Source organism: Neorhizobium petrolearium (genome assembly GCF_017873175.1).
Classification (GTDB): Bacteria; Pseudomonadota; Alphaproteobacteria; order Rhizobiales; family Rhizobiaceae; genus Neorhizobium; species Neorhizobium petrolearium.
In genome coordinates this window covers 248,840-267,232 of record NZ_JAGGJW010000009.1, presented here as the reverse complement: position 1 = coordinate 267,232, position 18,393 = coordinate 248,840, and the positions used below count along the sequence as shown (strand labels likewise).

General features: G+C 60.9%; 17 protein-coding genes. 6 read left to right on the top strand and 11 right to left on the bottom strand.

Annotation, left to right across the window (positions count from 1 at the left end; translation table 11 throughout):
- The first annotated feature begins 29 nt into the window (after positions 1-29).
- From J2046_RS18870 to J2046_RS18850, 5 genes are read left to right on the top strand one after another with little or no spacing between them, the layout of a single operon-like run.
- Entirely contained in the window at positions 30-1,433 is a 1,404-nt protein-coding gene (locus J2046_RS18870; RefSeq protein ID WP_210054463.1) for a class-II fumarase/aspartase family protein, read from the top strand.
- Positions 1,433-2,416, top strand: coding sequence for an ABC transporter permease (locus J2046_RS18865; protein ID WP_210054461.1), 984 nt, complete (start codon positions 1,433-1,435; stop codon positions 2,414-2,416). The genes J2046_RS18870 and J2046_RS18865 overlap by 1 nt, the downstream gene beginning before the upstream one ends.
- Complete coding sequence (locus tag J2046_RS18860) at positions 2,413-3,624, top strand: ABC transporter permease (RefSeq protein ID WP_210054459.1); 1,212 nt, start codon at positions 2,413-2,415, stop codon at positions 3,622-3,624. Before J2046_RS18865 ends, J2046_RS18860 begins: the two co-directional genes overlap by 4 nt.
- Positions 3,625-3,638: 14 nt before the next feature.
- Complete coding sequence (locus tag J2046_RS18855) at positions 3,639-4,607, top strand: ABC transporter ATP-binding protein (protein WP_210054457.1); 969 nt, start codon at positions 3,639-3,641, stop codon at positions 4,605-4,607.
- A 13-nt stretch (positions 4,608-4,620) separates the two neighbouring features.
- Positions 4,621-5,622: an ABC transporter ATP-binding protein gene (locus J2046_RS18850; RefSeq protein ID WP_233470082.1), complete on the top strand. Its 1,002-nt coding sequence runs from the start codon at positions 4,621-4,623 to the stop codon at positions 5,620-5,622.
- A 366-nt stretch (positions 5,623-5,988) separates the two neighbouring features.
- On the opposite strand, the gene J2046_RS18845 is transcribed toward J2046_RS18850, so the two are convergent.
- The 11 genes from J2046_RS18845 to J2046_RS18795 form a co-directional block, all read right to left on the bottom strand.
- Complete coding sequence (locus J2046_RS18845) at positions 5,989-6,369, bottom strand: COG4315 family predicted lipoprotein (protein ID WP_210054453.1); 381 nt, start codon at positions 6,367-6,369, stop codon at positions 5,989-5,991.
- 195 nt (positions 6,370-6,564) lie between these two features.
- Positions 6,565-7,341 (bottom strand): anti-sigma factor family protein, encoded by a 777-nt coding sequence (locus J2046_RS18840; RefSeq protein WP_210054451.1) that lies wholly within the window; start codon positions 7,339-7,341, stop codon positions 6,565-6,567.
- A complete protein-coding gene (locus J2046_RS18835) occupies positions 7,338-7,862 on the bottom strand; it encodes a sigma-70 family RNA polymerase sigma factor (RefSeq protein WP_210054449.1) in 525 nt (174 codons plus the stop codon). Before J2046_RS18835 ends, J2046_RS18840 begins: the two co-directional genes overlap by 4 nt.
- A gap of 52 nt (positions 7,863-7,914) precedes the next feature.
- Positions 7,915-9,369, bottom strand: coding sequence for a YncE family protein (locus J2046_RS18830; protein WP_210054447.1), 1,455 nt, complete (start codon positions 9,367-9,369; stop codon positions 7,915-7,917).
- A gap of 13 nt (positions 9,370-9,382) precedes the next feature.
- Positions 9,383-9,883 (bottom strand): DUF305 domain-containing protein, encoded by a 501-nt coding sequence (locus J2046_RS18825; RefSeq protein ID WP_210054445.1) that lies wholly within the window; start codon positions 9,881-9,883, stop codon positions 9,383-9,385.
- Positions 9,884-10,186: 303 nt separating this feature from the next.
- Positions 10,187-11,701, bottom strand: a complete 1,515-nt coding sequence (locus J2046_RS18820; RefSeq protein ID WP_210054444.1) for a gluzincin family metallopeptidase — start codon at positions 11,699-11,701, stop codon at positions 10,187-10,189.
- On the bottom strand, positions 11,698-12,735 hold the full coding sequence (locus tag J2046_RS18815) for an ABC transporter ATP-binding protein (protein WP_210054442.1): 1,038 nt from the start codon (positions 12,733-12,735) through the stop codon (positions 11,698-11,700). The genes J2046_RS18820 and J2046_RS18815 overlap by 4 nt, the downstream gene beginning before the upstream one ends.
- On the bottom strand, positions 12,732-13,769 hold the full coding sequence (locus J2046_RS18810; RefSeq protein WP_233469988.1) for an ABC transporter ATP-binding protein: 1,038 nt from the start codon (positions 13,767-13,769) through the stop codon (positions 12,732-12,734). The genes J2046_RS18815 and J2046_RS18810 overlap by 4 nt, the downstream gene beginning before the upstream one ends.
- The gene (locus J2046_RS18805; protein ID WP_210054439.1) at positions 13,769-14,614 is read right to left on the bottom strand and encodes an ABC transporter permease; all 846 of its coding nucleotides are present in this window, start codon (positions 14,612-14,614) and stop codon (positions 13,769-13,771) included. Before J2046_RS18805 ends, J2046_RS18810 begins: the two co-directional genes overlap by 1 nt.
- Positions 14,611-15,549, bottom strand: coding sequence for an ABC transporter permease (locus J2046_RS18800; RefSeq protein WP_037148332.1), 939 nt, complete (start codon positions 15,547-15,549; stop codon positions 14,611-14,613). Before J2046_RS18800 ends, J2046_RS18805 begins: the two co-directional genes overlap by 4 nt.
- A gap of 73 nt (positions 15,550-15,622) precedes the next feature.
- A complete protein-coding gene (locus tag J2046_RS18795; RefSeq protein ID WP_210054437.1) occupies positions 15,623-17,200 on the bottom strand; it encodes an ABC transporter substrate-binding protein in 1,578 nt (525 codons plus the stop codon).
- A 173-nt stretch (positions 17,201-17,373) separates the two neighbouring features.
- On the opposite strand from J2046_RS18795, the gene J2046_RS18790 reads away from it, so the two are divergent.
- Positions 17,374-18,384 carry a GntR family transcriptional regulator gene (locus tag J2046_RS18790; RefSeq protein WP_210054435.1) on the top strand — a complete coding sequence of 337 codons (1,011 nt, stop codon included), beginning with the start codon at positions 17,374-17,376 and terminating at the stop codon, positions 18,382-18,384.
- Positions 18,385-18,393: the final 9 nt, after the last annotated feature.

Here is an 18,393-nt window from a genome sequence, read left to right as displayed (position 1 = left end):
CTCTTGTTTTCATGAAAGTGCGAAGCCGGATGGGTACAGAATTCAACGACGCGCTAACGTCGCAATACGACTACCGAGGACTGCGGGACGCTTTTGCGCCGCCGGCCATGTACCAAGCCTTCCTGGACGTCGAGAAGGCCGTGGCGACCGCTCAAGGAGAGCTCGGCATGATCCCCATCGCCTCAGCGGAGGTGATCGCGGAACATTGCCGTTACGAGTATTTGGACATGAGCCGCCTGGACACATCGTACCGGACAACCCGGCACCCTCTCATGCCGGTGATCAACGAGCTCGTCCGGCTCTGCGGCCCACAGCACGGCGGATATGTCCACTGGGGTATCACCACGCAGAACGTCATCCAGACCGGACTGCTGCTGCTCGCCAAGCGCGCTCAAGTGGTGCTGGACGAACTGCTCGCGGACATCCTGCGTCATCTCGGCCGTCATGCCCGTACCCATGCCAACACCATCATGGCCGGACGCACCCATTATCGCCACGCTGTGCCGATTACCTTCGGCTTCAAGGTGGCGGTCTGGATCGAAGAATTCCTTCAGGCGATGGACCGGCTCAAAGAGACTGAGAAACGTGCCTTCGTGGTCATGAGCGGTGGTGCCGTCGGCTGCTTTTCGGCTCTCGGCAGACAAGGCCCCGCATTTCAGTCACGCGTGGCAGCACTTCTCTGCATGGGCGATATGGCCATTCCCTCCCGGGCGATCCGCACGCACATGTGTGAATATGTCAATGCGTTGAGTTTGACGGCGTCCATTTGCCACAAGATCGCCGAGGAGGTCTACCAGAGCTCGTCGGAGGAATATGGGGAACTGCACGAGGGCCGCATCGAGGGCACCATCGGTTCCTCCACCATGCCGCAGAAGATCAATCCTATTCTGTGCTACGGCATCATCGCCAACAGCAACAAGCTCTATTCGTGCGCGGGAATGCTGATGGCGACCGCCCACCGCTCGTTTGAATCAGACGGCAGTGCCAACCAGATGTTCGAGGATGGACTGGCGGATGTCATCGGTGCAATTTCCGAAATCCTCGTGCGGACCGAACTTCTGGTGCGCGACCTCTATGTCGATACGGAGCGGATGCGGGCGAATCTGGACCTGTCGCACGGGGCCATCTTCGGCGAATTTGCCATGATGCGGCTCGGTGAGACGCTCGGCAAACACAAGGGGCACGAACTGGTCCATGACGCTGCTTTGGCGGCGGCAGGCGGTAAAGCTGCTTTCCTGCAGCAATTGTCGTTGCTGCCGGGTGGCCCGGTGCTTCGGGCAGAGATCGAGAATCGGCTTGAAAATGGCAGTGCCAGCGGCATATGCGCTGAATACGCGGTGCATTTTGGATCGCTGGTTCAGGATATCGGAGCCGGATCGTTTCCGACCGTCGAGCAGCGCAACATCAACGCCTACCTGAAGGTTGACCGCTGATGCTGTCCTTCGTGCTGCAGCGCCTGCTGCAAAGCGTCATCGTCGTGTTCGTGCTGTCGATCGTGCTGTTCGTCGGGGTCTGGCTGATCGGCAACCCGGCGGATATCCTGATCTCGTCGGAAGCTTCGGAGGCTGACCGGCTTGCCGCCATTGCCGCGCTCGGCCTCGACAAGCCGCTTTGGCACCAATACCTGGTCTTCCTCGGCAATGCTGCACAGGGGGATTGGGGGGCCTCCTTCGTCTACAAGGAGCCGGTCGTCAGTATCCTTCTGCAGCGGCTGCCCGCCAGCCTGGAGCTCGGCTTGGTGGCCTTCCTCATCGCCGTTGGCATTTCCATCCCGGCGGGCCTCTATGCCGGTTTGAAGCCGGAATCGCTGCTCGGTCGAGGCATCATGGCCTTCTCGCTGATTGGAGTGAGCATCCCGACGTTCTGGCAGGGCATGCTGCTCATCGTCGCATTCGGCATTGCCCTGCCGATCTTGCCGGTCGGCGACCGGGGCCAACTGGCAACGCATTTCGGCATTACCTCCAGTCTCTGGACGCTCGACGGCTGGTCGCACGTCGTCATGCCGGCCTTCAGCCTGGCGCTGCTCAAGATGTCGCTGCTGATGCGCGTGACGCGCGCAGCGACCATGGAAATCTCATGCCTCGACTTCGTCAAGTTCGCTTATGCCAAGGGCGTGAAAAGCCGCAAGGTGATCGTCGGCCACATTCTGCGCAATGCGCTGGTTCCGCTCGTCACCGTCACCGGGATCGAACTGGGCAATCTTCTCGCCTATGGCGTGATCACCGAGACCGTTTTCTCCTGGCCGGGGCTTGGCAAGCTCCTGATCAACTCGATCAAGGTACTGGACAGGCCGTTGATCGTGGCGCAGCTCACCTATACGGCGCTCCTGTTCATCGCCATCAATTTCATCGTCGACATTCTACACACGGTCATCGATCCACGCGTCAAATCCGTTATGAGGCGGCGCACCGCATGAGCAGGGCTGGCCTTAAAGATTTTATCGGGCGTTTTGCCGAAAGCCGCTCCGCCGTCGTCAGTCTCGCGGTGAGCATCACATTCGTCGCCTGCGCTATCTTTGCGCCACTGCTGGCACCGACGGATCCATACGACCTGACGCAGTTGCAGCTCTCGGACGCGTTGAAGCCCACGGGCTCCAAGCGCATGCTGCCGGGAGAGGAAATCAGGGCGAATATGTGGGTCGAGGGCGGCTCTGCATCGGTCGAGCCCGTTTCGCCGGCCAAGACCCGTCTTGCCTTTTTGACCGAGCCCTGCGCACCGAATTGTCTGAGTGTCATTGTCCGGCCCGAGGATGTCAGGCTTGCAAGTCTGCAGATCCGCAACCTGCCGGCAGGCGTGACTGTCGAAGGCGCCAAGAAACACCCGATCCAGCCCTGGTGGACCGTTGACACCCCGCAGGGCAGCAAGGTCAGGCTCATCTCGAGCGCCCCATTGCCCGCGAGCTTCACTTTTTTGGCTATTGCGAAGTCCATGGAGCAGGAGACGGACTTCATATTTCGTCTCGGCACCGATGGTTTCGGGCGCGACATGCTCTCGGCCATCCTCTACGGCATCCGGATCAGTGTTTTCGTCGGGTTGGTAGCGGCCGGGGTCGCCATGGTGTTCGGCACTGGGCTCGGGCTTCTCTCGGCCTGGCGTGGCGGCGTAACAGACGCGATCATCATGCGCGCTGTCGATTTTATGCTCGGCCTTCCGGCGCTCTTAGTCGGGCTGGCGATCCTCGCCGTCCTCGGCAATGGCGTCAGCAAAGTCGTGCTTGCCATCGTCATCGTGCAATGGTCCTATTATGCTCGCACCGCCCGCTCTTTCGCCCTTAGTGAACTCGGCAAGGAATATGTCGAGGCGGCGCAGTGCCTGCGGCTGTCGCCGACGCGCATCATGCTGCGCCATGTGCTGCCAAACTGTATGCCACAGATTATCGTACTCTTCACGCTCAACATCGCCGCGGCGATCTCGCTCGAATCCTCGTTGAGCTTCCTCGGCGTAGGCCTGCCGCTCACCAGGCCTTCTCTCGGCATGCTGATCGCCAGCGGCTACGAATTCATCTTTTCCCACAAGTATTGGATCAGCATCTATCCGGGTGTGGTGCTGCTGGTGATGATCGTTGCCATGAACCTGCTTGGCGACCGGTTGCGCGATCTCAACAATCCGCGGCTTGATCGCTAGGAGAACCCGCGCGAATGACTGAACCCTTTTTCCAAGTCGACGGCCTCAACACCTGGTTCTTCACCCGCCAGGGCATGGTTAAATCCGTGCGCGATATTTCCTTTGATCTTACTCGTGGCGAGGTGCTTGGTATCGTCGGAGAATCCGGCTCGGGCAAATCGGTTACCGGCATGTCGATCATGGGCCAGATCGACGAGCCGGGCCGCATCGTTTCCGGCTCGATCACCCTTAATGGCGAGGAACTGACGACCCTCGATTTCGAGGAGATGCGCCGCTATCGAGGCCGGAGGATCGCCATGATCTTCCAAAACCCGTTGATGACGCTCAACCCTTTGATGCGAGTGCGCGACCAGATGTACGAGGCGATCGGCGCGCATGAGGATGGTTCTCGCCGGAAGATGCATGATCGCTGCATCGAGGCACTCAAGGCCGTCGGCATTCCGTCGCCGGAGGAGCGCTTCAATGCCTATCCGCACGAAATGTCGGGCGGCATGCGCCAGCGTGTCGTCATCGCTATCGCGCTTCTTCTCGGGCCGGATCTGATCATCGCCGACGAGCCGACGACGGCGCTCGACGTCACGATCCAGGCGCAGATCATCTATCAGATCCGCCGGCAGATCGATGAGCGCGGCCTCGGCATGATCTGGATCACCCACGATCTGTCGACGCTTTCGGAACTCGCCGACCGGATCATGGTCATGTATGCGGGGGCGATGATGGAGATCGGCACGACGCAGGAGATCATCGGTTCCGCCCGTCATCCCTATACGCGCAAGCTTCTTGATTCCGTTCCCTCGCGCAACACGCCGGGAGAGAAGCTGAAGCAGATTCCCGGCAACATGCCCTCGCTGCTTGCGCTCGGAAAAGGCTGTCCCTTCGCCAGCCGTTGCGAACGGGCGACGGAAATCTGCGGCGAGCCCGTACCGGCGACCCAACTGTCCGGCACGCACCGCATCTGGTGCTACCATCCATTCGAGGATTGACCACTTGAACGAGATGATCTTCGAGGCAAAGGGCCTTTCGCGCAGCTTCACCGTCGGAGGCAGCCCAATTCGTGAATTTGCCAATCATTTTCTCCGCGATCGGCAGCCAACGGTGCTGCGGGCCGTCGACAACGTCTCGCTGACGCTACGCGAAGGCGAGACGCTCGGCGTGGTCGGTGAGTCCGGCTGCGGGAAATCGACGTTAGCGCGGATGATCGCCGGTATTCTGCCGGCCTCTTCCGGCGAGCGGTGCTTCCGTGGCGAAGCCTATGACAGCTTCTTGGCCCGCAAACGCGACGCGCTGAAGATCCAGATGGTCTTCCAGGACCCGCTTTCCTCCCTCAATCCGCGTCTGAGGGTAGGGGAGATCGTCGGCGAGGCAGCGGTGTTGCACAGACTAGTGCCGCGTTCGAAGGCAAAGGACTATGTCGTGGACATTCTCGCCCGCGTCGGCCTGCCTGCCGACAGCATCAATCGCTATCCGCACCAGTTTTCCGGCGGCCAGCGCCAGCGCGTCGGCATCGCCCGGGCGCTTGCGGTCAAGCCCCACATGCTGATCTGCGACGAAGCGGTTGCGGCTCTCGACGTCTCGGTGCAGGCGCAGATCATCAACCTGTTGATGGATATCAAGCGTGACAGCGGCCTTGCGATGATCTTCATCAGCCATGATCTCGGCGTCATCCGCCATCTCTGCGACCGGGTTGCGGTGATGTATCTCGGCCGCATCGTGGAACTCGCCGAAACGAAGCAGCTCTTCGCCTCGCCGACGCATCCCTATACGCGTATGCTACTCGACGGCATGCCCAAGATTTCGCTGCAACGCCGCCGGTTCATGCCGATCCAGGGCGAAATACCTTCACCGCTCCATCCGCCCCTCGGCTGCCATTTTCATCCACGCTGTCAGATCGCCACCGAACACTGCAGTCGCGTCCGGCCCGAGCTGCGACAGATCGCGCCGGGCCACGTTCACGCATGCTTGAACATCGAATGTCGCTCTGCCTTAGGCGAGATGTAGCTACGGCCGCCCAGGCGTTTGAGCCAACGGCGGTTCCATCGCGTTGCCCAAACTGCGTGGAGGGCATGCCCAGTGGGCAACGCGAATACAGCCTTTTCAATCCTTCAGATCTTTCCGAAACTTCACGGTGTTGCGGGAGATGCGGTGGAGATGGCGATCGCACCGCACTCCTGCCTGAGGCGACTGATTTCGACTGATGGGGCGGTATTCGCTTGCGGAGGCTGGCACCTTTCGATGCAGGCCTGAAGCAGGTCGTCGGGTCAGCATTAAAGCGGGCGGGGCGTCGCCAATAGCGCCGGAGCGGGAAACGAGGGCCAGAACCTGGCCCTCGAAACTTCGGGTGCGGATGTCTTCACGCGACAAGACTCAAGGACGAGCGAGATCCCAGACGCCAAGAACGCCGTCGCCGGTGACGTCGCCCTGCTTCATGTCCTTGACCCAGTAATAAAGCGGCATGCCATCCTTCGCCCACTGCTTCTTGCCGTCCTTCCGGGTGACGATCGAATAGCCGTGACCAGCCGTGGCGCTCGCGTCAGCAAACAATGGCGGCCAATTCTTCTCGCAATCGCCATAGCAATTGGAGACATCCTTCTTGTCATTCCTGAAGGTGTAGAGGCTCTTGCCCTTCTCGCCGGCAAGGACCTTGCCCTTGGCGGTATCGACACTGGTGACCGACGGAGCAGCCAGGGCGGCCGTGGCGGCGAATGCGGCGACGGCAAGCGCCGACAGGAATTTCGTGGACTTCATCGTGTGTCTCCTAAGGTTCTGACATGCGTTCTTGCGATGCCGACGATAAGACACACGAGGCGGCGATTTTATTCCCTCGCTCTGGCGATAATTATAAGAAAAACAATATATTGAGCCATCCGCCGCATACAGACAAACCCCGGGGGAAACTATCTCATCCGGGGTTGGTCTGTATCAAATGCGGCCACCAAACGATCAAGCCTCGCCCAGAACCTGCTTGCGAATCTCGTTGGCAACGGGGTGCAAGGCCTCCGAGGGAAGAGAGCCAACAAGACTATAACCCATCCCATTCGACGCCCAGCTCCAGCCGTCAACCTTGCCTTGAGAATGCGGCGTCATCGTTCGCGTCTGATCCACCGCCATAGGCCTCGTCAACATGACAAGGCGCGTGCCATGATCGTTGTCATACATCAGCATCAGGCCGGCGCCGTGAGGCGTGGAGACGACGCGGCCGCCCATCAGCCGGTATCCGGATTTGGATAAGTCCGGCAGGACAGGCTTCTGCCCCATCCGCTCGGTCGCCCAATCGACCAGCTCGACCATGTTTTCGGCCCGTAGCTCGACCGGCCTGATCCTGTCGGCTGCATAGGTGGCGAAACTGTCAGAGGCTTCCCGGGCGAGGGCGACCACGCCTTCTGTGGGAGGGGTCATCATACCGTGCATGTACCAGCCACCGGAGCCGCCTGCGAACAAGAGCACGATGGCCGCCGCCGCAAGCCTCAGGGCGGAGACACGGTTCTGTCGTTTCGCGGCGATCATATGATTGAGATTGAGGCTGACAGGGATAGGCTCTTCGGTGACAGGATCGAATACGGAGCGTAAAGCGGTGCGCTGGGCAGAGTAGGAGGCAAAACGGTTGGCGACATCCGGGTGCCTTTCGAGATAGATCGAGACCTCGGCACTACGGGCGTCGTCGAGCCGACCGTCTACATAGGCGTGAAGGTCATCTTCCGTGATTGGCCTGTCAGTCATTTCACTCTCCGCAGATGCGAACCCGGTCTAGCGACGCTCGCAGGATCCTCCAAGATCTGCCGCAGGCGCTCGCGTCCTCGCGACAGCCGAGACATGACGGTCCCGATGGGGATCGCCAGCACTTCGGCGACCTGGGCATAGGACAGGTCCTCGACCGATACCAGCAGAAGTACGCTGCGCTGTTCTTCCGGCAATCGCTGAATCGCCGCCATGACGTCCGCCTTCGTAAGTCCGTCTTCCTGCGTCGGCTTATGCGCAATAAAACTCTCGCCAATGTCGTCGATCGTGACATGCTCTCCGCGCCTGGAGGCCTGTCTGAGGCGATTGACCGCAAGATTGTGCAGGATCGCGAACACCCAGGTGCGGGCATCATCGTTTCGGCGCCGGTGCCAATGAGAAATCACCCGTTCAAGGCAGTCCTGTACGAGATCGTCAGCTGCGACCGCGTCGTGGATGAGACCGCGGGCATAGCGCCGCAGCGCCGGGATCATCGGTTCGACTTGAGAGAGGAGATCATCCATAACGCACCTGTTGCCGGTGGATGGCCCGCCTTGAACGGGCGGGCCACTATACTTACTCCGCCTGAACCTGCACAACCTCGCCAGGCTTGCCATCGGCTGAGGTCGCAACCACGAGATATCGCTTCTCGTCCTTGTGCCTGGCCTCGACGATCTGTCGGATCGGACCGACCGCGTTGACGATGGCCGAACCGGCAGGATTGGTCATGAACGTCGCCAATCCCTGGAGTTGACCGCTGCCATCGGGCTTGTCGGAAAGAGCAAGGACGTAGGGTTTCTTGGGATCAAGGCCGGCGACGGCAGCCTGGAGCACCTGCGTCAGCCCCTGATTGAACAGGGTAACGCTCGTCGATTGCTTTTTGTCTTTGTCTCCCGTGGCTGCTAGCTTCAGGTGAGCGGCGTCTCCGGCAGTGCCGAGCGGCACGAGGTTTTGCATTCCGTCGCCTTCGGGAACAGCATTCGGGACATAGGCGACCGCCTGCGGCGCCTGGCCGATCGGAATATTGGCGATGACCTTGTTCTTCAGCGTGTCGATGACCGCGAACTGATCGGCGTTTTCGAGCCCGACATAGACGCGCGTGCCGTCGCCCGATGGCCAGATGCCGTGTGGCAGATTACCGACCGGGATCGTCGCGACCTGCTCGAAATTGTCCGTGCGGAAGACCTTGACCTCGTTGAGACCGCCGACCGTTACATAGGCGAAGCTGCCGTTCTTGTTGATAACGAGGTTGACGTGGTTGGTAATCGGTCCGGTATCGATGGTCTTGATGAGGTCAAAGGGTGCCTCGGCATTGAAGACCTGTGTCTTGCCGATATCCTTCAGCGTAAACCAGACCTGCTTGCCGTCGGCCGAGGCGGCAATGTTGGGGCAAAAGGGGCTTTCCTGCTTTACGTGGCCGACGATCTGGTGGTCGGCGACAGTGACGACTGAAACGTCCGGATTGAAGGACGAGCAGATGTAGCCGTATTTGCCATCCGGCGAGAAGATCTGCATGCCGGGGCCTGGAGCAACCTTGATGCGGGTCTTTTCTTCGAACGTGCTCGCGTCGATGACAGAAATATAGTCCTCGCCGCGCACGGTGACCCAGACCTCCTTGCCATCGGGCGTGTAGAAGGCCTCATGCGGCGAGCGACCGACATAGGTCGTGTGCTTGACGGCATTGGTCGTGGTATCGATGAAGGTGACCGAGTTGGAACCGATCGAGACGACGGCAAGCGTCTTGTGGTCGGGGGAGAAGCCCATGCCGTGGACGAGGACCTGCCCCTTGTAGAGCGGGCTCAGGTTGCCGGGCTGCGGATCGCCGAGCTTGATGACGCCGAGCAGCTTGTTGTCGACCGGATCGGATACCGAAACCGTGTTGGAGAATTGCTCCGCGGCATAGATGCGATCCTTGTGGCTGATCGGAATGTCCGGATCGGAGGCCAGGCCAGGGGCCTGACCGGCAAAGGCTACCACGGGTAAAAGCATGGTGCTTGCAAGCAAAGCAAAGATCTTCAGGTTGGTTCTCATATCTCGGTCCTTTTCAGTTGGCCGGTTTCATCATCATCATCTGGATGGTCGGAGCCTTTGATGTCTCTTCGTCGGAACTCCGTGTTGTCGTTGCCCCACCTGATTTGACCTGCGTCGGTACGGCGTCGGATGCGGGCAGCGGATCGCCTACTGCAATGCGCATGGCGGCGATTTCCTGCTGCTGATCGACGATGATTTCCTGCGCGAGGCGCTTTAGCTGCTCGTTATTGCCGTAGCGCAGATACGCGACGGCCATGTCGATAGCGCCCTGGTGATGGGGGATCATCATCTCGACGAAGTCGCGATCCACATCGCCGGTCGGCTTGACTGCCATATCGTTCATCATTTTCACCATCGCGGCGTCGTTTTCCTGCAGGAACGGACTTTCGTCCGCCGTGGCAGCCGCGGCTTCGTGGTGATGAGCCGGCGCATCGTGGGCAAAGGCCGATACGGAAATGACGGCGAGGAGGGATGTTGTCACCAGAACGCGGGTGCTGCAAAAGCAGTGAGTCATTGTTGTCTCCTGATCCTTCTCGAAGAGTTCAGGAGGGTAGACATCGTGCTTTTCAGATTATTCCCACCGGCGGGATCTTTTTCATGGGTTCGTTTCAACGGTAGCAGGCATGGCGCATCTTCGCTCCACGCATCTGTGTAGGTGAAACCGGTTTTCTCTTGGACTTGCGGTCGGTCAGCCATGACTGCCCGATGGCCCGAGATGTCGCAGGCCAAGCAATCTGATCGTGCTGCGTGCGGAGGTCATGATCAGGTTGCTGCGAAACAAGCCGGCGCGGCGATCGGTTATTCCCGCCCGCTGCCGTTATTCCGTCAACTCTTTCACCTTGTGTGCGAGGTCGGCGATATAAGCTGCCGTCGAAAGATCGGAACCGGTCGCATCCATCAGCAATTGGCTCGGGCTCTTTGAGCGGCCGAACTGATGGACGTTGTCGTTCAGCCATGTCTTCAGCGGCAGATAGTCGCCCGCGTCGAGTCCGAGCTCCACCGCGGTCTCTTTGCGGGCGGCTGCAAAGAACTGCGAGGACATGATGTTGCCGATCGTGTAGGTCGGGAATGACCCAACCATGCCAGCCGACCAGTGCACATCCTGCAAGACGCCGAGTGTATCGCTCGGCACATCAAGACCGAGATAGACCTTGATCCTCTCGCGCCAGATGGCCGGCAGCTCGGCGACGCGGATCTCGCCCGTCATCAACCCCGCCTCGATTTCCGAGCGCAGCATGATGTGGAAATCGTAGGTCAGTTCGTCCGCCTCGACGCGAATGAAACCGGGACGCGCGGCGTTGACGGCGCGCCAGAAGTCTTCGGCCGAGACATCCGAAAGCTGGTCGGGGAAGGTCTTCCTGAGGTCGGCAAAGTTCAGTTCCCAGAAGCGCCGCGAGCGGCCGATGCGGTTTTCCCACAGGCGCGACTGGGATTCGTGCGTGCCGAAACTCGCCCCACCGACAGCATAGAGATTGACGAAATCGGTGGCGAAGACCGAACGCGAGAACTCTTCGGTAATGCCCTGTTCATACATGCCGTGGCCGGCCTCGTGCCAGACGGCGAAGAGCCCGCCCGGCAACCAGGTTTCGCGAAAACGGCCGGTGATGCGCACGTCGGAGCGGGTGAAGGAGATTTCGAAAGGATGGACGGTGTCGTCGAGACGGCCGCGGTTGAAATCATAACCAAAGCGGGAGGAGATCAAGCTCGAAAAGGCCCGCTGCCTGTCGACCGGATATGCTCGGTCGAGGATTTCGGCACGGACATTCGCTTCTTTCACCTCGGCGAGGAGGGGCAGAAGGGCTTCGCGCAATTCTCCGTAAAGACCACGCAGGCGATTCCAAGTCATGCCCGGCTCGTAGGTCGCGACCAGCGCGTCATAGGGATGGTCGTCATAGCCGATCGCCGTGGCGATTTCGCGCTGCATATCCATCGTGCGCTCAAGCATGGGGGCGAAGGCCGTGAAGTCGTTGGCGGCCCGCGCCTTGCTCCAGGCCGCCTGGGAGACGGTCTTGAGTTCCGCCGCGGCGCCGACGAGTGACGCCGGGATGCGGGAAAGCGTGCCGATTGCATCGGCCGCCTGTTCGACGGCAAGAAGGCGGATATCACCGGGAGCGACGCCGGAAAGCTCCGCGCGGGCGTCCTCGATTGCCCGCTGCAAACCGTCGCCGGTCGCGATGTCCCGGGCGAGGCCGATCAGGGTCGCGATCTGCTTGCCACGGGCATCGACGCCGCCCGGCGGCATCATCACCCGCGAATCCCAAGTGAGCAGGTTCACTGCGCAAAGGATGTCGTTGACCTTGGCGACCTCGCTTTTGAAGGCTTCGTAGCTCATGGAAACAAGAGTCCTGTTGGATTGTTTGCGTTTGGCGCCGGCGTGCCGAAATCAGTCAAATGGCAGGCGGCGAACTGACCGCGTCCACGGGGCGAAAGAAGCGGCCGCTCGGTGCGGCAGCGATCGAAGACATGCGGACAGCGGCCTGCGAAGGGACAGCCGGGCGGCAGGTTGAGCGGGCTCGGCAGTTCGCCGCGCAACGCGACCTTGCGATTGCGCTGGCCTGGGTCGAGCTCCGGCGCGGCTTCGAGCAGCGCCTTGGAATAGGGGTGACGCGGCGCGGTGAACAGGCCTTCCGAGGTGTTTACCTCCATCACCTGGCCGAGATACATGACCGCCACCCGGTGCGAGATATGCCGTACCAGGCGCAGGTCATGGGCGACGAAGACGACGGTGAGATGGAGCCTTGACTGGAGCTGCAGCAGCAGGTTGATCACCTGCGCCTGTACCGAGACGTCGAGCGCTGAGACGAGTTCGTCGGCAACGATCACATCGGGTTCCACGGCGAGCGCCCGGGCAATACCGATGCGCTGGCGTTGACCGCCGGAAAATTCATGAGGGTAGCGCCCGGCCGCATCCTGTGGCAGGCGGACGAGGTCCAGCAGTTCGGCGATGCGGCCGGGTATCTCCGGTTTCGGCCGCATCCGGTGGACGAAAAGCGCTTCACCCAGGATCTGCGATACGGTCATGCGCGGGTTGAGCGAGCCGTAGGGATCCTGAAAGATCATCTGCACACGCCTGTTGAAGGCGCGCCGTTCGGTGCCGCGGAAGAGCGAGATGTCCTTGCCCTCGAAACGCACGGCGCCATCGTCGGCCTCGTGCAGGCGCACCAGGCAGCGCGCCAGCGTAGACTTGCCGCAGCCGGATTCACCGACGATCCCGAGCGTCTCGCCGCGATGGACTTCGAGCGTCACGTTGTTCAGTGCATGCACGATGAGTGGCGGTTCGCCTTTCAGGCGCCGCATCAGAGAATAAGGGCCGCGAAACCGTTTCGAGACGCCGTCGATCGAAAGAATAGGAAGGGTCGCGTTCACAGGATCGCCTCCGCCTCCGCCACTCGCTCGTGGTGGAAACAGGCGACCGTGCGGGTTGGCGAGGTCACAGCCTCCAGCACCGGGCGTTCCTTGAGGCAGATATCCGTTGCGAAGCTGCAGCGCGGATGAAAGGCGCAGCCGGTCGGCAGGTTGGTGAGACTCGGCGGCGTGCCCTCGATAGATTGCAGCATGGTGCGCGAGGTGCCGGATCGGGGCACGGAGCCGAGCAATCCGCGCGTATAGGAATGACGCGGCCGAGCGAAGACCTCCGCCACCGCGCCCGTCTCGACGATGCGGCCGGCATACATGACCGCCATTCGGTCGCAGGTCGCGGCAACCACGCCGAGATCGTGGGTGACGAGCACGACGCTCATCGCCATCCGGTCGCGCAGATCGAGCAGCAGTTTGAGGATCTGGTCCTGGATCGTCACGTCGAGCGCCGTCGTCGGTTCGTCGGCGAGCAGAAGCTTCGGCGAACAGGCGAGCGCAATCGCAATCATCACGCGCTGCCGCATGCCGCCAGAGAACTGGTGCGGATATTCGTCGAGACGTCGGTCGGCGGCGGGAATGCCGACGATGTTCATCAGCTCCAGTGCTCGCGACCGTCGCTGCCTGGTGGTGAGCGTCGTATGAGCGATCAGATTCTCTTCGATCTGCAAGCCGACCGGCAGGACCGGGTTGAGCGCCGTCATCGGTTCCTGGAAGATCATCGCGATCTCGCTGCCGCGGATCCTGCGGAGTTCCTCTGACGACATGGCAACGAGATCGCGGCCGCGCCAGTCGACATGGCCGGTCGTGCGTCCCGGCTTGCGGATCAACCCCATGATGGAACGCAGCGTGACGCTCTTGCCCGAGCCGGATTCGCCGACAAGCCCGACGATCTCGCCCGGTGCCACATCGAAATCGACATCGGCCGCGGCGATCGCCTGCCCGCGCGGCGTATCGAACGTCGTGGTCAGGCCGCGCACGACGAGCCCGGCATTCTCGTTTCCGTCGGTGTTTCCGTTCGGCCCCATGTTTGCGGACATCGCCATCACCGCCGCACCCTCAAAAGTTCCGCGACCCCGTCGCCGGCGAGGCTGAAGCCGAGACCGGTCAGGACGATTGCCACACCCGGGAAGACTGAGATCCACCAGGCCGTGTTCATGAAATTCTTGCCGTCGGCGATCTGCACGCCCCATTCGGCGGCTGGCGGCTGAGCGCCGAGGCCGAGATAACCAAGGCTGGAGCCGAGCAAGATCGCCAGCGCCATGTCAGTCACCCAGTAGACGATCGCTGGCGTAATCGCGTTGGGCAGCAGATGCCGGAAGATGATGCGCAGTGGCGTGTAGCCCATCACCCGACCGGCATCGGCATAATCGAGCCGTTTCTGCACTTTGATCTCGGCCGCCACCAGCCGGGCATAGAAGACCCAGCCAACCACGCCGACGGCGACATACATGTTACCAAGGCCGGGTCCGAGTACGGAGACGATGGCAATGACCAGGACTAGGAAAGGAAAAGTGATCGTCGCATCGACGATGCGTCCGAAGATCGCCTCCCAGAGGCCACCGGCATAACCGACGAAAGCGCCGACGATCGTGCCGAAAATGAAAGGGCCGATGGTTGCGAAGATCGCGATCTGCATGTCGATCGTATAGGCATGGATAACGCGCGAGAGCACGTCACGGCCGAAATTGTCGGTGCCGAAGGGATGCGCCCAGCTCGGCGGCGCCAGCAATGCGCTGTAGTCGAACGCGGTCGGATCATAAGGTGCCAAGAGAGAAGGCCAAAGCGCCAGGACAAGGCTGAGGCCGAGAATGACGCCGCCCGATACAAGCGATCGCGGCAGCGCCTTCAGGCGAAAGGCGGATCTTGCCGCAGCCCAGTCGGCGCTCATCGGGCAATCCTTGGATCGAGCCAGGCCTGGACTATGTCGGTGATCAGAAAGGTCAGCGAGACGAGAACGGCGAGCGCGATCGTCAGCCCCTGCAGTACCGGATAATCGCGGCCGTAAATGCTGTCGATCAGCAGACGGCCGGCGCCAGGCACGGCGAAGACCGTTTCGGTGATGACTGCGCCGCCGAGCAGCGTGCCGATTTGCAGGCCGAACAGGGTGACGGTGGAGATCAGTGCGTTGCGTAGGATATGCCGGAAGAGGATGACCCGCGAGCGCAGGCCTTTGGCCGTGGCGAAATCGACATATTCGGCATTCATCACCTCGATGATCGAGGCGCGCAGGTTGCGCATCAGCACTGCGGCGAAACTCAGCGCCAGCGTCAATGCCGGTAGGAAAAGATGGTAGAGCCGGTCGCCAAGTGTGTCGCCATAACCGCCGACCGGGAAGAGTTTCAGCTGGGCCGCAAAAACGGTGAGAAGTACGATGCCGACATAGAAAACCGGCATGGAGAGCCCCATCTGGAACGCACCGCGGATGATGCTGTCCGGCAGCCGCTCCCGTTTCGACGCCGCTATGAAGGCGAGCGGCACGGCAAGAACAAGCGCGATCAGAGCCGACATGCCAGTCAGCATCAATGTCACCGGCAGGCGCTGGAGGATCAGTGACGAAACCGATACCTTGAGGCCGATCGAATTGCCAAGATCGCCGGTGACGACGCGCCTCACGAAATAGAAGAATTGCACGACGACGGGTTGGTCGAGGCCGAGCTGGCGGTTGATCCGCTCCACGTCTGCATCCCGGGCGCGGTCGCCGAGCATGGCGCTGGCGGGATCACCGGGAAGAAGACGCACGAGGATGAAGGTGACGATGAGGATGAAGATCACCGTCGGTATCATCTGGAGCAGGCGGCGGATAACGAAACTGAAAAGTGGCAAAAGCCTCTCCCGGACTTTCTATCGGAAAAAGGCCGCAGGCCTCGAAAGCGAGGCCTGCGCAACAGGCTCGGAATTATTTCTCTTTCCAGGTCTTGGCGAAGATGTTGTTGCCAAGCGGAATCTGCAGGAAGCCGTGAACCTTCTTGCTGAGCGCCACCGGATAGGGTGTCTCGTAGAGCGGCACGGTCGGACCTTCCGCGTTGTAGATCTCCTGCATCCGGGCGTATTGCTCGGCCCGCTTCTTCGGATCCATCTCCTTCTGCGAGGCTTCGAAGAGCTGGTCCGCCTCGTCGCTCTTCCATCCGGTATGCAGAGCGTCGATGGTCTTCGAATAGACAAAGTAGGAGGTGATCTCGTTCGGATCGGCGATGTCGTCGGTCCAGGCGGCATTGCGCATCACGAAGGTGCCGTCGCGGTACTGCTGTGTGCGGGTCGGGTTGTCGACCTGCTGCAATTCCAGCTTGATGCCGATCTGTGCCCACATCTGCTGCAGCGCTGTCGAGGCGGCGATCTCGTCTTGGTTGCCTGCGAGCACGAGGATGCTGGTCGAGAAGCCCCCCTCGAAACCGGCCTCCTTCATGAGGAGCTTCGCCTTGTCAAGGTCGTAAGGATAAAGCGGCTTGTCGCCGACATGCAGCGGCGTCGCGGTGGACATATAGGAGGTCTGCGGTTTGCCGACGCCATGGGTGACGATCTGGATGATCGCTTCCTTGTTGACGGCAAAATTCATCGCCTGGCGCACTTTCGGATTGGACAGCGGATTGTCCTTGCCGCCGAGCTGCGGGCGTACATTGAGCGTGATGTAGGCGACGCGTGTGGAGGGGAAGAGCTCCATGTTGAGGTTGCCCGAGGACTTCAACTCGTTGACGCGGGAATAGGGGATGAATTCGGCTCCGTCGATCTCGCCGGACGTAAGTTTCAGAATGCGCGTGGCGTCATCCGGGATCAGCTCGAAGTTGATGCCGTCGAGATAGGGTAGCGGCTGGCCGTCCTCGCCTTTGGCCCAGTAATATTCGTTGCGGACCAGCTTCATGCTGGAACCGCGATCCCAGGACTTCAGCACGAACGGGCCGGAACCGATCGGATGCTCGGCGAAGGCCTTGGCCTTTTCCTCGTCGGTTGCGCCCGGCGAAGCCTCGAACTGCTTCTGCGGCAGGATCGCGGTATTGAAGACAGTCAGTGCGGCCAGGATGGCCGGGTCCGGATGTTTGAGCTTGATGAGGATGGTCTTATCGCCTTCGGTCGTCACATCGTCGATGGACTCGATCATGAAACCCCATATGCCGTTATCCTTCTTGGCGGCACGCTTGAGCGACCATGCGACATCGGCGGGCGTGATGGGCGAGCCGTCGGAAAACCTGATGCCGTCGCGCAAGGTCAGCGTCAGGTTCATGCCGTCGTCTGCGAGCTTGTATTCGCTCGCGAGCCCCGGCTGAACTCCTTTGCCATCGTCCGTCGGCAGAAGCAGAGTGTCGTAAAGGTTGGAGAGAATCCAGATATCGACATTGGCGTCGTTCAGGACCGGGTCGAGAAAAAGGCTGTCGGCGTAGCGGCCGTAGGTCAGCGTGCCGCCCCGTTCCAAGGCGAATGCCGAGAGGCTGGTTCCCAAAAGAAGTGCAGCGGTAAACACCGCCCTAGCGATTGTTTTCATGGCCATTCCCCTGGTTATTTTACGAAAACTGTTCTTGTTGGCAATAACGATTTCATGCGCTGGAAACGCTGTCAACTGAATTTCCGCGCCAAACATTGGATAGTTCTTGACCGCACCTTCTGTGGAGCGATAATCGTTATATTCAACTATAACGGACAATGACGAACAGCTTCATGGAATTTTTCATCGACCGAGAGCTGCCTGTGCCGCTGCGCACACAGCTTCAGGGGCTTATCGAATATGGCATCACCTACGGGGAACTGGCGCCTGGGGAAGCCTTGCCTTCGGTGCGGGAGCTTGCCGAGAAGATCGGTGTTGCGCCGATGACGGTGAGCCAGGTCTATGCCGATCTGAAAGCGGCAGGCCTCATCGATACGAGGCCGGGCGCCGGCACTTTTGTCAGTGACAGCCAGCAGGCGCGGGTGGCTGGCAGGACCGAGGCCAGCGGGTTACGCCAGCATATCGATCAGCTGATCGACGAAAGCCGGGCGCTCGGCATCCGGCCGACCGAACTCGTCTCGCTGGTCAGTGCCCGTGTCTTCTACCGCGACAGCGTCGGACCGCGCCTCAGGATTGTCATGATCGGGCTGTTTCAGGACGCGACTGCGAGCTATGCCCGTTTCATCGCCGCCCGGCTGGGGCGCGATGTCACCGTGGAGCCGGTGACGGTCGCGGCCCTGGAGCGGGATGCCAAGATCAAGGCGCTTGCCAATTCCGCCGACCTCGCCGTCACCATCGCCAACCGGCACCGAGACGTGGCGATGCTGGTGCCGAATACGAAGGTCGTGACGATCAGCTTCACGCCGTCGGAGGAAACGCGCCGGGCGCTCGCCTCGCTGGACTCGCTTGCCCGCATCGCCGTCATCTCGCGGTTCCCTGAATTCCTGCCGATCATGAAGAGCGGCGTGCAGCGCTTCGCGCCACATGTGGGGGAGGTCGTCGCCGGCGTGCTCGATACGCCGGGCCTCGATGCGGTGATCGCGAATGCCACCGTCGTCGTCTACGCCTCCGGGGCGGAAAGCATTCTCGCTGACGTTCCAGAAGGTGTGCCGGCGATCGAATATCGCCATGCGCCCGATACGGCCGATATCGAGCGGGTGATCGTGCCGATCATACGCGCTGCCGGCGTCTTGCCGCAGCCCGTGGACGACGCGAAACGAGCGCCGATCGATGCGCAAGGATAAGGAAGGCAG

Bases quoted from the DNA above. Each gene is read 5' to 3' on its own strand.
- J2046_RS18830 (WP_210054447.1), bottom strand. From the start codon at position 9,369: ATGAGAACCAACCTGAAGATCTTTGCTTTGCTTGCAAGCACCATGCTT.
- J2046_RS18820 (WP_210054444.1), bottom strand. From the start codon at position 11,701: ATGAGCTACGAAGCCTTCAAAAGCGAGGTCGCCAAGGTCAACGACATC.
- J2046_RS18825 (WP_210054445.1), bottom strand. From the start codon at position 9,883: ATGACTCACTGCTTTTGCAGCACCCGCGTTCTGGTGACAACATCCCTC.
- J2046_RS18860 (WP_210054459.1), top strand. From the start codon at position 2,413: ATGAGCAGGGCTGGCCTTAAAGATTTTATCGGGCGTTTTGCCGAAAGC.
- J2046_RS18855 (WP_210054457.1), top strand. From the start codon at position 3,639: ATGACTGAACCCTTTTTCCAAGTCGACGGCCTCAACACCTGGTTCTTC.
- J2046_RS18810 (WP_233469988.1), bottom strand. From the start codon at position 13,769: ATGGCGATGTCCGCAAACATGGGGCCGAACGGAAACACCGACGGAAAC.
- J2046_RS18845 (WP_210054453.1), bottom strand. From the start codon at position 6,369: ATGAAGTCCACGAAATTCCTGTCGGCGCTTGCCGTCGCCGCATTCGCC.
- J2046_RS18870 (WP_210054463.1), top strand. From the start codon at position 30: ATGGGTACAGAATTCAACGACGCGCTAACGTCGCAATACGACTACCGA.
- J2046_RS18840 (WP_210054451.1), bottom strand. From the start codon at position 7,341: ATGACTGACAGGCCAATCACGGAAGATGACCTTCACGCCTATGTAGAC.
- J2046_RS18835 (WP_210054449.1), bottom strand. From the start codon at position 7,862: ATGGATGATCTCCTCTCTCAAGTCGAACCGATGATCCCGGCGCTGCGG.
- J2046_RS18850 (WP_233470082.1), top strand. From the start codon at position 4,621: ATGATCTTCGAGGCAAAGGGCCTTTCGCGCAGCTTCACCGTCGGAGGC.
- J2046_RS18795 (WP_210054437.1), bottom strand. From the start codon at position 17,200: ATGAAAACAATCGCTAGGGCGGTGTTTACCGCTGCACTTCTTTTGGGA.
- J2046_RS18805 (WP_210054439.1), bottom strand. From the start codon at position 14,614: ATGAGCGCCGACTGGGCTGCGGCAAGATCCGCCTTTCGCCTGAAGGCG.
- J2046_RS18790 (WP_210054435.1), top strand. From the start codon at position 17,374: ATGGAATTTTTCATCGACCGAGAGCTGCCTGTGCCGCTGCGCACACAG.
- J2046_RS18865 (WP_210054461.1), top strand. From the start codon at position 1,433: ATGCTGTCCTTCGTGCTGCAGCGCCTGCTGCAAAGCGTCATCGTCGTG.